Origin of the sequence: Plantactinospora solaniradicis (assembly GCF_042658085.1) — a bacterium.
Lineage (GTDB): Bacteria > Actinomycetota > Actinomycetes > Mycobacteriales > Micromonosporaceae > Plantactinospora > Plantactinospora solaniradicis.
Map to the genome: position 1 here is coordinate 254,622 of NZ_JBHSPR010000018.1, position 11,919 is coordinate 266,540.

The 11,919-nt window shown below is 71.8% G+C and carries 10 protein-coding genes; 8 read left to right on the forward strand and 2 right to left on the reverse strand.

The window, feature by feature from the left end; translation table 11 throughout:
• Positions 1 to 47 precede the first annotated feature (47 nt).
• A complete protein-coding gene (locus ACFP2T_RS22920; RefSeq protein WP_377424831.1) occupies positions 48 to 563 on the reverse strand; it encodes a GNAT family N-acetyltransferase in 516 nt (171 codons plus the stop codon).
• A 68-nt stretch (positions 564 to 631) separates the two neighbouring features.
• On the opposite strand from ACFP2T_RS22920, the gene ACFP2T_RS22925 reads away from it, so the two are divergent.
• The 6 genes from ACFP2T_RS22925 to ACFP2T_RS22950 all read left to right on the forward strand — a co-directional run bounded on the left by ACFP2T_RS22925 (position 632) and on the right by ACFP2T_RS22950 (position 8,890).
• Positions 632 to 1,522 (forward strand): fructosamine kinase family protein, encoded by an 891-nt coding sequence (locus ACFP2T_RS22925; protein WP_377424832.1) that lies wholly within the window; start codon positions 632 to 634, stop codon positions 1,520 to 1,522.
• A 23-nt stretch (positions 1,523 to 1,545) separates the two neighbouring features.
• On the forward strand, positions 1,546 to 2,577 hold the full coding sequence (gene moaA, locus ACFP2T_RS22930; protein ID WP_377425204.1) for a GTP 3',8-cyclase MoaA: 1,032 nt from the start codon (positions 1,546 to 1,548) through the stop codon (positions 2,575 to 2,577).
• A gap of 2 nt (positions 2,578 to 2,579) precedes the next feature.
• The gene (locus tag ACFP2T_RS22935; protein ID WP_377424833.1) at positions 2,580 to 2,846 is read left to right on the forward strand and encodes a MoaD/ThiS family protein; all 267 of its coding nucleotides are present in this window, start codon (positions 2,580 to 2,582) and stop codon (positions 2,844 to 2,846) included.
• 14 nt (positions 2,847 to 2,860) lie between these two features.
• A complete protein-coding gene (locus tag ACFP2T_RS22940; RefSeq protein WP_377424834.1) occupies positions 2,861 to 4,195 on the forward strand; it encodes a metallophosphoesterase in 1,335 nt (444 codons plus the stop codon).
• 152 nt (positions 4,196 to 4,347) lie between these two features.
• Positions 4,348 to 5,532, forward strand: coding sequence for a low temperature requirement protein A (locus ACFP2T_RS22945; RefSeq protein WP_377424836.1), 1,185 nt, complete (start codon positions 4,348 to 4,350; stop codon positions 5,530 to 5,532).
• A gap of 115 nt (positions 5,533 to 5,647) precedes the next feature.
• Entirely contained in the window at positions 5,648 to 8,890 is a 3,243-nt protein-coding gene (locus ACFP2T_RS22950; RefSeq protein ID WP_377424837.1) for a UvrD-helicase domain-containing protein, read from the forward strand.
• Here the strand turns inward: ACFP2T_RS22950 and ACFP2T_RS22955 are convergent.
• Complete coding sequence (locus ACFP2T_RS22955; protein WP_377424838.1) at positions 8,876 to 9,814, reverse strand: EamA family transporter; 939 nt, start codon at positions 9,812 to 9,814, stop codon at positions 8,876 to 8,878. The genes ACFP2T_RS22950 and ACFP2T_RS22955 overlap by 15 nt on opposite strands.
• A gap of 166 nt (positions 9,815 to 9,980) precedes the next feature.
• Between ACFP2T_RS22955 and ACFP2T_RS22960 the strand changes: the two genes are divergently transcribed.
• Both ACFP2T_RS22960 and ACFP2T_RS22965 read left to right on the forward strand, forming a co-directional pair.
• On the forward strand, positions 9,981 to 10,787 hold the full coding sequence (locus ACFP2T_RS22960) for an LppU/SCO3897 family protein (protein WP_377424839.1): 807 nt from the start codon (positions 9,981 to 9,983) through the stop codon (positions 10,785 to 10,787).
• 456 nt (positions 10,788 to 11,243) lie between these two features.
• Entirely contained in the window at positions 11,244 to 11,855 is a 612-nt protein-coding gene (locus tag ACFP2T_RS22965; protein WP_377424841.1) for an LppU/SCO3897 family protein, read from the forward strand.
• Positions 11,856 to 11,919: the final 64 nt, after the last annotated feature.

An 11,919-nucleotide genomic window follows, 5' to 3' on the forward strand; every position in this document is an offset into this window, starting at 1 on the left:
TACAAAAAGCGATAAGAAGGGGCCCTTCCTTACACCCTTACAGCTTTTCAGGTGTGGAACTCGTGGCCGTGGAGTTCGATGACGTCGCGGCGGGTGTCGGTGTCGGGGCCGGGGCGGAGTTCGACGGTCAGCTCGATGGCGGACAGTACGTCGTAGCCGGCGCCGCGCAGGCAGCGCAGCGCGTCGACGTTGCGGGACTGCGGCATCACGGTGAGCCGGGCGAGGCCGCGTCGGCGGGCCTGCTCGGCGACCTCGTCGAGCAGGGCCCGGCCGATTCCCTGGCCCCGGAGGGGAGCGGTGACGACCACCGGTTCGACACGGCCGACCCGACCATCCATGATCAGTCCGATCAGCCCGACCACTCCGGCCTCGGGCTGCTCGGCGACCCAGACTCCGGAGAGGTCGAGCCGGGTCAGGTACTCCTCGAATCCGGCGCCGGGATCGGCACCGCCGAAGGTCGGGTCGTCGTACAGCTCGCGGTGCTGCTCGGCCAGCTCGACCCAGAGCTGCCGCCCGGCCCGGTGGTCGGACGGCCGGTACGGACGGATCGCCGTAGCGGTCATAGGCTCATATCTACTCCGGATCGCCGCCGGGCGACACCCGGTTGCTCAAGAACAGCTACCTTGCGCAGATGGACCTGGCGTATCTCCGGGCGCATCCCGCGCAGCTTCCCCTGTTCCTCACCCACCAGCGGATCCGGGAAACGCCGGTCTCGGGCGGGGACATCTGCACCGCCAGCCGGCTCACCCTCGACGACGGCAACTCGGTGTTCGCCAAGACCTGGCCGGAGAAGGACCCGGGCGGCGTACCCGAGAATTTCTTCGACACCGAGGCCGCCGGGCTGCGCTGGCTGCGGGAGGCGGACGCCGTTGCGGTGCCGGAGGTGATCGTGGCGCTGCCCGAACTGCTGGCGCTGGAGTGGGTGGAGCCGGGTCCTGCGACCCCGGAGGCGGCGCGGCGGTTCGGTGCCGACCTGGCGGCGCTGCACCGCGCCGGTGCCCCGGCCTTCGGCGCGGACTGGCCGGGCTTCATCGGGGCGCTGCCGCAGGACAACACCCCGTCCGACGGCCCCTGGCCGGGCTGGTTCGCACGGCGTCGGCTCGCGCCCTTCCTGCGGCGGTCGGTCGACGGTGGCGCGCTCTCCGGGGCCGAGGTCGCCCTGGTGGAGCGGGTCATCGACCGGATCGACGAGTACGGCGGTGCCGAGCCACCGGCCCGGATCCACGGCGACCTGTGGCCGGGCAACGTGCTGTGGGGCGCCGACGGACGGGCCTGGCTGGTGGACCCGGCGGCGCACGGCGGCCACCGGGAGACCGACCTCGCCCAGCTCGCCCTCTTCGGCGGCGCACCCCACCTGGACCTGATCCTGGCGGCGTACCAGGAGGTGTGGCCGCTCGCGGACGGGTGGCGGGAACGGCTTCCCGTGCACCAGTTGCACCTGCTGCTGGTGCACACCGCGTTGTTCGGCGCCGCGTACCGGGATGCGGTAGGTACGGTGGCTCGCGCCGCACTGTCGGTGTGACGCGCTACCGTCGAGCGATGACCATTCCGGCTGTCCGGCCGGACGTCGGGGGTCTGGTCGACCGATACGGTCGGGCGGCGACCGACCTCCGCGTCTCGCTCACCGACCGCTGCAACCTGCGGTGCACGTACTGCATGCCGGCGGAGGGGCTGCCCTGGCTGCCGAATTCCGAGGTGCTCACCGACGACGAGATCGTCCGCCTGGTCGGCGTGGCGGTACGCCTGCTCGGGGTGCACGAGGTCCGGTTCACCGGCGGCGAGCCGCTGATCCGTCCCGGCCTGGTCGGGATCGTCGCCGCCGTCGCCGAGCTGTCGCCACGGCCGGTGCTGTCGCTGACCACCAACGGCATCGGGCTCGACCGGCTCGCCGCGCCGCTGCGCGCCGCCGGTCTCGACCGGGTCAACGTCTCGCTGGACACCCTCGACCCGACCCGGTTCACCGAGCTGACCCGGCGTCCCCGGCTTCCCGCCGTACTGGCCGGGTTGGCGGGGGCGGTGGCGGCCGGGCTGACCCCGGTGAAAATCAACTCGGTGCTGATGCGCGGAGTCAACGACGGCGAGGCACCGGCGCTGCTGCGCTTCGCGCTCGACCACGGCTACGAGCTGCGCTTCATCGAGCAGATGCCGCTGGACGCCCAGCACGGTTGGGACCGGTCGACGATGATCACCGCCGAGGAGATCCTGTCCGCCCTCCAGGCCGAGTTCGCCCTGCTGCCCGATCCGGTCGAGCGGGGCGGGGCACCGGCCGAAACCTGGCTGGTCGAGGGTTGGACCGACTCCGCCGGCCAGCCGGCCCGGGTCGGGGTGATCGGCAGCGTGACCCGGCCGTTCTGCGGCGACTGCGACCGGACCCGGCTGACCGCCGACGGTCAGGTCCGGGCCTGCCTGTTCGCGACCGAGGAGTCGGATCTGCGTACCGCGCTGCGGGCCGGTGCCGATGACGAGGAACTGGCCCGTCGGTGGCGGATCGCGATGTGGGGCAAGCGGGCCGGACACGGCATCGACGATCCCTCCTTTCTCCAGCCGGTTCGCCCGATGTCGGCGATCGGCGGCTGACCATGGACTCGACATCCACCGGAACGCCCATGGTCGTACGCTATTTCGCGGCCGCCAGGGCCGCTGCCGGCGTTCCCGAGGAGACGGTGCCCGGCGGGTGCAGCCTCGACCACCTCGCCGACGCGCTGGCGGTCCGGCACGGTGCCCGGCTGGCCACCGTGCTGGAGATGGCGAGTTTCCTGGTCGACGGCGTCGCTTGGCATGATCGTCAGGCACCGCTGCCGCCGGGGGCGACGGTCGACGTGCTGCCGCCGTTCGCGGGCGGCTGAGGGAGGGCACCCAGGTGTTCGGGCTGCTGGGCTTCGCCGGAACGTTGGCGCTGGTCACCGGCCTGATCCATCTCTACCTCTGGAAGCGGCTGGTCCGGGACACCACCCGGCCGGGGCGCTGGCGCCGGGCCGGCGGAGTGACCATGCTGGTGCTGGCCCTGCTCACCCCGGCGACCCTGATCGGCACCAGGGAGGGCTTCTACTGGCTGGCCTGGCCGGGCTATCTCTGGCTCGCCGTGATGTTCTACCTGCTCGTCCTGATGGTGGTGCTGGAGCTGCCGATGCTGGCGGTCCGGCTGACGCTCGGCCGGCGTACCCGGGCCGCGGTGCCCGCCGTACCCGCGCTACCCGCGGTGGCGGTCCCGGCCGGCGCGGAGAGCACCGGGGCGACGGCCGCCGCGGAGGCCGACGCGACGGCGACGGCGTCACCGCTCCCGGTGCCGGCCACACCGCCCACGCCGGCGGCCACACCGCTCCCGGTGCCGGCCACGCCCGGGACGCCGGATCACGACCCGGGTCGCCGGCTGCTGCTCGCCCGGGGAGCGGCCATCTTCGCCGGACTCACCGCCACCGGGATCGTCGGGTATGGCGTCCGGACCGCGCTCGGCCCGCCGCAGATCGACCGGGTCCAGATCCCGCTGGCCAAACTCCCCCGGAGCATGGACGGGCTGCGGATCGCCACCGTCTCCGACATCCACATCGGACCGCTGGCCGGTCGGGCGCACACCGAGCGAATCGTGGCGACCATCAACCGGCTCGACGCCGACGTGGTGGCGGTGGTCGGTGACCTCGTCGACGGCACGGTCGGCGAACTCGGCGACGCCGCCGCGCCCCTGCGGGACCTACGCGCCCGGTACGGCAGCTTCTTCGTCACCGGCAACCACGAGTACTACTCCGGGGTCGAGGAGTGGGTGGTCGAGGTCGACCGGCTCGGGCTCCGGGTGCTACAGAACCGGCGCCAGGAGATCCTGGCCCGGGGCGGCGTGCTCGACCTGGCCGGTGTGAACGACCCGGCCGGCGAGGACCTCGGCTTCGCGGACGGCCCCGACTTCGACGCTGCGCTGGGTGGCCGGGATCCGAGCCGGCCGGCGGTGCTCCTCGCCCACCAGCCCATCAACGTGTACGAGGCGGCGAAGCACGGCGTCGACCTGCAACTCTCCGGGCACACCCACGGCGGGCAGATCGTGCCGTTCAGTTACCTGGTCGGGTTGCAGCAGCCGGTTGTCTCCGGGCACGCCACCATCGACGGCACCCAGCTCTACGTCACCAACGGCGCCGGCTTCTGGGGCCCACCGGTCCGGGTCGGCGCACCCCCACAGGTCACCCTGGTCGAACTGCGCTCGGCCTGAGCGGACGGGACGGCGATCCGGGGCCACGGCCGCCGGCTCAAAATGCCGCAATACGGTGCATTTCAATCTTGTAGGCCTTACCATTGGATCTCTTGGTCGTGCTCACCCAAGTGCCGATGTCCACGGCCCGCGGAGCACAGGTGAGGCGACGGATGACCCGAGGCAGGCGAACGGAACTCGTCCGCGACCTACAACAGTCGAAGCCCATCACCTTCGTCGAGCTCTTCTTCGACCTGGTCTACGTGTTCAGCCTGTTCCGGCTCTCGGAGATGCTCTCCGACCGCCTGCACTGGATCGGTGCCCTCCAGACCCTGATCGTCCTCATGGCCATCTGGTGGGTCTGGGCGTACACCAATCTGCTCACCGACACCCTGGACTCCCGGACCATCCGCCTCCAGTTGCTGGTCATCGGGTCCATGTTCGGCGCGCTGGCGCTCTCCACCGCCATCCCGGAGTCGTTCGAGCAGCGTGGCCTGCTCTTCGCGGTCAGCTATCTCGCCATCAACGTCGGCCGCGCTTCGATCCTGGCCTTCACCCTGCGGCACGACGAACTCGGCCTCCGACCACTGCGGGCCGTGTTCTGGTTCGCGATATCCGCCGTGCCCTGGCTCGTCGGTGCCACGGTCGACAGCGACGCCCGGACCGCCCTCTGGGGCCTCGCCATCACGATCGACTACCTCTCCGCCCTGTCCGGCTGGCCCACGCCGAGGATCGGCCGCACGCCGTCCAGGCAACTGAACGTCGCCAGCGAACACTTCGCCGAACGCTACCGGCAGTTCGTCATCATCTCGCTGGGCCAGACCGTCACGGTCACCGGACTGGCCTTCCACAACAGCGACTTCACCGCACACCGGGGCGTCGCGTTCGTTCTGTCGTTCGCCATCACCGTGATGCTCTACTGGATCTACTTCCACCGAATCCGGGAGAAACTGGCACCGAGCTTCGCCGGCGCGCCGAGTCCACAGATCCGCGCCCGGGAGGCGGGCCTCGCACACCTACTGATGGTGGCCGGCGTCGTCGCCACCACCGCGGCGGCCGGTGACCTGATAGCCGATCCGATCGGCACCGCACGCTCGTTCCTGGTCGCGGTGTTCGTCGCCGGTCCGATACTCTTCCTCGCCGGGCACGCGCTGCTCGGACGACACAAGTTCGGCGACGTCACCGCGCCGCGACTCTCCGGCATCGTCGCGCTCGTCGCCGTCGCGCCCATCCTGGCCGGGCACTCCATCATCCTGCTCGCCGGATCGATCGTCGCGATACTGGCCGGGATCGTGGTCTGGGACCTCGTCCGCAGCGGGATCAAACCCGGCGACCAGGACCTACCCCGCCGACTGTGAGCGCGACTCCCGGGACCGCGTCACGAGCCACCGGCCATCCCTGGTGGACGGGCGCGGAAATCACACTCTCGCGTGGCGACACGCGCTCACGTACCGGCCCGTGACAGGATGCGGCGTGTCTCCGTTGCGCGCCGCATCCGCTGACGGCTCCCCTTCCGGCGCCGTGCCCTTCGTCGCGGACCTGCACATCCACTCGAAATACTCGCGAGCCTGCAGCCGTGACCTCACGATGCCGAACCTCGCCTGGTGGGCCCGGCGCAAGGGAATCAGCCTGCTCGGAACCGGTGACTTCACCCATCCCGCCTGGTACGAGCACCTGCGCGAGACGCTGCGTCCGGCCGAGCCGGGTCTCTACCGGCTCGATCCGGAGGTGGAGCGGGACATCGCCCGGCGACTGCCACCCCGGCTGGCCAGCGTCGCCGAGGCCAACCCGGTGCGGTACGCGCTCAGCGTGGAGATCTCCACCATCTACAAGCGAGACGACCGTACCCGCAAGGTGCACCACCTGATCTACCTGCCCGACCTGGACGCCGTGGCCCGGTTCAACACCGTGCTCGGCCGGATCGGCAACATCGGCTCCGACGGTCGGCCGATCCTCGGACTCGACTCCCGGGACCTGCTGGAAATCGTCCTGGAGGCGAGCCCGGACGGCTACCTGGTGCCGGCGCACATCTGGACCCCGTGGTTCTCCGCACTCGGCTCGAAGTCCGGCTTCGACGCCATCGCCGACTGTTACGCCGACCTCGCCGAGCACATCTTCGCGGTCGAGACCGGGCTCTCCTCCGACCCCGCGATGAACTGGCGGGTATCCAGCCTGGACCGCTACCGGCTGGTCTCCAACTCCGACGCGCACTCACCGCCGGCGCTGGCCCGGGAGGCCACCGTCTTCGCCACCGAACTGGACTACTTCGCGGTACGAGAGGCGCTGCGTACCGGGGAGGGGCTGCGGGGCACGATCGAGTTCTTCCCGGAGGAGGGCAAGTACCACGCCGACGGGCACCGGCTGTGCGGCGTCAACTGGGCGCCGGAGCGCACCCGGGAGGCGGGCGGACACTGCCCGGAGTGCGGCAAGCCGCTCACGGTGGGCGTACTGAGTCGGGTCGAGGACCTGGCCGACCGGCCGGACGGGCACGTACCGACCGGCGCTCCCGGGGTGACCCACCTGATCCAGCTCGCCGAGATCCTCGGTGAGATCAACAGTGTCGGCCCCAAGTCGAAGACGGTCGAGGGGCAGCTCAACACCCTGGTCGCCGGGCTCGGCTCCGAGCTGGACATCCTCACGGTCACCCCGGTCGACGAGATCCGCCGGGTCGGTGGCGAACTGATCGCCGAGGCGGTCGACCGGCTGCGCCGGGGACAGGTCCGCCGGGTACCCGGCTACGACGGCGAGTACGGCGTGATCACCCTCTTCGAGCCCGGTGAGCTGTCCGGCTCTGGGGCCGGAAACCAGGCCGACACGCTCTTCGCCGACGCGCTGTTCGGCGAGCCGGTGCCCCGGCCGCGACCGCCCGTGGAGCCGAAGACGTCCACGAAGGCCCGTACGGCGCCGGCACCGGCCACGTCGCCGGAGCCGCGCCGCCGGTCCCGGGCCAGTGCACCGGCGGCCGAGCCCGCGCCGCCGCTCGCCCCGCCACCCTCGCCGCACGAACCGTTCGAGCCGATGCTCGCCGGAATGGAGGAGGTCGGCACCGGGCTGCTCGACCGGCTCGACGCGATGCAGCGGGTCGCCGCCTCCGCGCCGGGCGGGCCGCTGCTGATCGTCGCCGGTCCGGGTACGGGCAAGACCCGCACCCTCACCCACCGGATCGCGTACCTGTGCGCGGAGCTGAACGTCTATCCGGAGCACTGCCTCGCGATCACCTTCACCCGGCGGGCCGCCGAGGAGCTGCGTACCCGGTTGGACGGGCTGCTCGGGCCGGTCGCCGAGGACGTCACGGTCGGCACCTTCCACTCGCTCGGCCTGACCATCCTGCGAGAGAACGCCCGGGCCGCCGGCCTGCCGGACGACTTCCGGATCGCCGACGACGTCGAACGGGCGACCGCCCGGGCGGAGGCCGGCGACGACGACGCGACGTACGTCAAGCTGCTCCGCGCCGCCGACCTGGTCGACCTGGACGAGCTGGTGACCCTGCCGGTGGCACTGCTGCGCGACGATCCGGCCCTGGTCGAGCGGTACCGGGACCGCTGGCGGTGGATCTTCGTCGACGAGTACCAGGACGTGGACGCCACCCAGTACGAACTGCTCCGGCTGCTCAGCCCGGCGGACGGCAACCTCTGCGCGATCGGCGACCCGGACCAGGCGATCTACTCGTTCCGGGGCGCTGACGTCGCGTACTTCCTGCGGTTCTCGGAGGATTTCGTCGACGCCCGGCTGGTCCGGCTGACCCGCAACTACCGGTCGTCCGCGCCGATCCTGGCCGCCGCCGTACAGGCCATCGCGCCGACCACGCTGGTCCGGGGCCGGCGGCTCGACCCGGCCCGGCTGGACCCGGAGGCACCGCTGGTCGGCCGCTACCCCGCCGCCTCCGTCGCGGACGAGGCCGACTTCGTGGTACGCACCGTCGACGAACTCGTCGGCGGGTTGTCGCACCGGTCCCTGGACTCGGGACGGATCGACGGCCGGGCGACGGAGGTGTCGTTCTCCGACATCGCCGTGCTCTACCGGACCGACGCCCAGGCGGCGCCGATCCTGGACGCGCTCGCCCGGGCGAACATCCCGGTGCAGAAGCGCTCGCACAACCGACTGCGGGACCGGCCCGGCGTATCGGTCATCACCCGGGAACTCCGGCACGCCGACGGTCTCGGCGGCTCGGTCGCCGCCCGGGTACGACTGGCCGGGCAGGTGCTCGCCGAGCGGCACGCCGCGCCCACCCTGGACGCGGCCGGTGGCGTCGGTCCGGAGGACATCTGGGCGGCGGCGGAGGTGCTCACCCCGCTGGCCCGGCGCTGCGGCGACGACCTGACGCTGTTCCTCTCCCAGGTGTCGACCGGGGCCGAGGTGGACGCGCTCGACCCTCGGGCGGAGGCGGTCACCCTGCTCACCCTGCACGCCGCGAAGGGCCTGGAATTTCCGGTGGTCTTCCTGCCCGGCTGCGAGGACGGGCTGCTGCCGCTGCGGTTTCCCGGCACGCCCCCGAGCGAGGACGACGTGGCGGAGGAGCGCCGGCTGTTCTTCGTGGGCCTGACCCGGGCACAGGACCGGCTCTATCTCAGCCACGTGAGCCGACGGCTGCGGCACGGTCAGGAGCGGGACTGCGTACCGTCGCCGTTCCTGACCTCGATCGACGCCGGGCTGTTCGAGCGGCTCGGCGACACCGCCCCGCGTCGGCCGAAGGACCGACAGCTACGGCTGCTGTGACCGGGCGGCTCGGGGTCGCTCGGTCGACACGACCAGCGCCACACCGACCACGATCACCGCCCCACCGAGCAGCACCTGCCCGGAGACCGGCTCGGAGAGCAGCATCGCGCCGAGCGTGACCGCGACCACGGGATTCACGTAGGCGTAGGTCGCCACCAGCGAGATCGGCGCGTGGTGCAGCAACCAGACGTACGCGGTGAAGGCGACCAGTGAGCCGGCCACCGCGAGGTAGCCGAGCGCCAGCCACGATCGGGCGGAGACGGCGGCCAGGTTGAGGCCGCGCGACTCGCCCCGGGCGATGCCGAGTACGGCCAGCGCGGCGGAGCCGGCCAGCATCTCGTACACGGTGGCGACGAACGGATCTTCCGGCATGCTGAGCCGGCCGGACAGGAACGACCCGACGGACCAGGACACGGACCCGCCGACCACGATCAGTGCCCCGACGATCGGCGCCGCACCGTCCCCGCCGGTCGGCAGCACCAGCAGGACCAGCCCGCCGAAGCCCACGGTGACGCCGAGCAGGGTCGGCAGGCGTGGCCGGTCGCCGGTGCCCGCCCGGAGCAGCACCACCAGGAGTGGCACGATGGCGACGAAGAGTGCGGCCACCCCGGAGGAGAGCGCGATCGAGGGCGGGCCCGATTCGGCCAGCACCACCATGCCGTTGCCGCCGGCGAGCAGGAGCACACCGACCAGTGCCGCCGAACCCAACTGGCGCCGGTTCACCCGCAGCGCGCCCGGACCGCGCCGGACCCGGAGCACCAGCGCGAGCACCCCGGCGGCGACCGCGAACCGGGCGGCCGCCGAGAGCAGCGGTGGAAGGGTCTCCACCGTGATCCGGATTCCGAGGTAGGTGGAGCCCCAGACCACGTAGACAATGGCCAGGGCCACCCAGATCAGCGCCGACCGGTTCGGCGCCCCGGTCACGGGACCCACCGGCACCGCCGGCTGGCCGACCGAGGCGGCGCGAGCAGGCGAGATTGGCGCGGTTCCGGGAGGTGAGCTCATTGGGGGGTCACGCTACGGTGACCAGAGCAATCCCGTCGAAGGCGAGTGGCGAGGCTCTCACCGCTCTGTACCAGGAGGACAGTCGATGGCCAACTACGGACCGCCCGGCGGGCCGTATCCCGGCCCTCCGTCGGAGCCGTGGCCTGACCCGACCCGACAGGCCAATGACGAGTACGCCCAGCCGGCCGACCCCTGGGGCGATCACGACCAGTCGGGCGGCCACGGCCAGTGGGGTGGAGGGCAGCCGTCGGCGCCGCCGGCGGGCCCCGGTTCCCCGGTCAGCTACCCCGGATATCCGCCGGCACCGCACCACCCCGGCGGGTCCGCACCCTTCGCCGCTCCGCCGGCAGCCTGGACGCCACCGCCGGGTTCCGACCCGGTCTGGGCACCGCCGGCCGGGGATCCGAACTGGTCCACCTCCGCGCCCGAGCCGCCCCGGAAGGGCGGGGGAGGCCGGGCGTTCGTCGGGGTCGTCGTCGCGCTGGCCCTGCTGGTGGTCGGGGGCGCGGCCATCGGCGTCTATCTGTTCGGACAGGACCAGGAGACTCCGGTTGCCCAGCCGACCACCGGGCCGACCACCGGCCCGGCCGACCAGCCCACGGCGTCGACCCAGCCGGCACCGACCACCGCGGCACCCGAGCCGTCCACCGACGCGCGGTTCGTCAAGGCCGGACAGTGCGTGGCGAACGAGGGCACCGAGGACGCGCCCAAGCTGGCCATCACCGTCTGTGCGCCGCAGACCTTCGAGGTGCTCGCCCGGTACAACGGCGCCACGACCGGCGCCACCGATGCCAAGGCCAAATGCGCGAAGGTGAAGAGCTACACGAACTTCTACTTCTTCAACAGTGAGTTGGACGAACTGGACTTCGTGCTGTGCCTCAGGAAACGATAGCTTTCGAGGCGGTTCCGTCCGGTTTCCCGAGAACGTAGCGGAGGTTCCACGACCCACCGCCGCGTACGACTCCGCGCCCACCCCACCTGTGCCAGCCATCCCAGGTTCCGTACGACGACCCGGAACGCGCGGCCCCGACCCTGGAGAACGATGTCGATCTACGGATCACCTGGTCCACGTCAGCCCGACGACCCCAACGAGCCCCCCTCGTCCGGCCCACCCGCCAGCGGCTACCCGCCACCGCCACCACCGGGGAGTTACCCGCCACCACCTGACCCCGGTTATTCACCGCCGCCCAACACCGGCTATCCACCGCCACCCCCGGCGAACCCGGAGTGGGGCCAGCAGCCGCCACCGCCGACTCCGGAGTGGGGCCAGCAGCCGCCATCGGCTCCGAACCCCGAGTGGGGCCAGCCACCGTCCAGTGGCGGACCACAGCAACCCGGGTACGGGGGCGTGCAGGATCAGCCGCAGTCGGGCGCACCGGCCGCGCCTTACGGCAGCCCGTACGGCCCCCCCGGCGCCCAGTACGGTGCGCCCGGTGCCCAGTACGGTGCGCCCGGTGCCCAGTACAGCCCGCCCGGTGCCCCGTACGGCCCGCCCGGTGCTCCGCTCGGACAGCCGGGTGCCCCGAAGAAGAAGGGCGGCCTGAAGCTCGCTCTGATCATCGGCGGCGTCGTGTTGCTGCTGCTCTGCGCCTGCGTAGGTGGCGGCGTCTGGTGGCTGGTCGACCGGGCGCCCGACGACTCCGGCACGAACCCCATCGGTGCGCCGACCTCGACCGCCGGACCGGCGACGCCCACCCCGCGCACCACCCCGTCGTCGAGTACGGAGCGGTACGCGAAGGGCGACTGCCTGGTCAACGACGGCACGGACAGCGACCCGAAGCTGCGCAAGGTGACCTGCGGACCGGACACCTTCGAGGTGCTGTCCCGGATCCCGTTCACCACCGACCCGGATCAGTGCAAGGAGGACGCCATCTTCGGCGCGCCGGAGGCGGACGCCCACTACGTGCAGGACGATCCGCTGGATCTCGGGGACTTCGTGCTCTGCCTCAAGTCGCGCTGACCCGAATCCCCCGTCGGCCTGCGGCGATGATGTGTCGGCCTGCGGCGATGATGTGTCGGCCCTG

Bases quoted from the DNA above. Each gene is read 5' to 3' on its own strand.
- ACFP2T_RS22920 (WP_377424831.1), bottom strand. From the start codon at position 563: ATGACCGCTACGGCGATCCGTCCGTACCGGCCGTCCGACCACCGGGCC.
- ACFP2T_RS22925 (WP_377424832.1), top strand. From the start codon at position 632: ATGGACCTGGCGTATCTCCGGGCGCATCCCGCGCAGCTTCCCCTGTTC.
- ACFP2T_RS22935 (WP_377424833.1), top strand. From the start codon at position 2,580: ATGGACTCGACATCCACCGGAACGCCCATGGTCGTACGCTATTTCGCG.
- ACFP2T_RS22945 (WP_377424836.1), top strand. From the start codon at position 4,348: ATGACCCGAGGCAGGCGAACGGAACTCGTCCGCGACCTACAACAGTCG.
- ACFP2T_RS22960 (WP_377424839.1), top strand. From the start codon at position 9,981: ATGGCCAACTACGGACCGCCCGGCGGGCCGTATCCCGGCCCTCCGTCG.